General features: G+C 51.2%; 1 protein-coding gene. It reads right to left on the bottom strand.

Features of this window, described 5'->3' with window-relative positions; genetic code table 11:
• Positions 1–177 precede the first annotated feature (177 nt).
• Complete coding sequence (locus BLS48_RS34715) at positions 178–813, bottom strand: GntR family transcriptional regulator (protein WP_244530014.1); 636 nt, start codon at positions 811–813, stop codon at positions 178–180.
• Positions 814–1045: the final 232 nt, after the last annotated feature.

Genomic DNA, 1045 nt, shown 5'->3' with positions numbered 1-1045 from the left:
TTCAATGGCTTAACGGACAGTGTTCGCTATCCGTTCACGTCCAACTGTTCAAGTTGGGCTTGGAGACTGGCGACAGGTTGGAACAAACTTTTCAGCCCCTCGCCAGAAAACGGTTGAGAGATTACCGGGCAATTCCTCGATATTGGTTGAAGGCAGTACCGAAGGAGACGTACCTTATTATTCGGCGGCGTTAGCGCTCTTCCGAGTCTTGAGAGCGTCAAGCAGATTGTGCCCCGCTCGGATGATGTGATCTCTCATGAATTCGACGACGCTCAGATCCCGTTTCTTGCACAGGTTCAGAATACGTCGATGCTCTGTTTCCGCCTCTTTAAAAGCAGAGGTCAAGAGGAGCTGAAGTCTGATATAACGATCTGTCTGAACGTTGATCCCTTGAATAAGAGCTAGGGTCTGAACGCGCTCAGCAGCCACATAGAGACTCCGATGAAATTCCCAGTTAAGTGCGCCCACCTTTGCGATGTCCCGATCTCCATAAGCTGCTTCGAGTTCCTCCAAGATCTGTTCAGAGGCGTCGAGGTGCTGGTCCGTCATACGGGCGAGAGAATATGCGAGGATATCGCATTCCAAAATCGCTCTGAGCTCAAACAGCTCCATTATCTGTTCGGAGGGCAGCGCGGTTACAACGGCGCCTTTGTGGATTTTTGATACAATCAGGCCGGCCGCTTCCAACTGGCGAAATGCTTCTCGTACAGGCATTCGGCTGCATTCATATTCGGCGGCAATTGCTTCCTGAATGAGCGGTTCACCTCCTTTAAACTCACCGTTGAGAATACGCTCTCGTAGTGACTCTGCCAACGCCTCAGGAAGGCTCTGCCGCTTAATACTGTACTTAGAGCGCGGTTTTTTTCTGATGCATGTTCTTGGTCACCGTTTGGATCCAAACCTCGAGACGTTTGCCTCGCCTCACTTTAGCTCATCTCAAGGAATTTGCGAACGGCACTGTAAAGTTATCAGCGGATTGATGCAGCGATAGCTGGCCGGGACGGCTGTCACGCTGCGGCGAGACACGCGATTTTTGCTCCAGATT

The organism is Mesorhizobium qingshengii (assembly GCF_900103325.1).
GTDB classification, from domain to species: domain Bacteria; phylum Pseudomonadota; class Alphaproteobacteria; order Rhizobiales; family Rhizobiaceae; genus Mesorhizobium; species Mesorhizobium qingshengii.
Note: the sequence above shows the minus strand (reverse complement) of the source record. Positions and strands in the feature narration are given on the sequence as shown.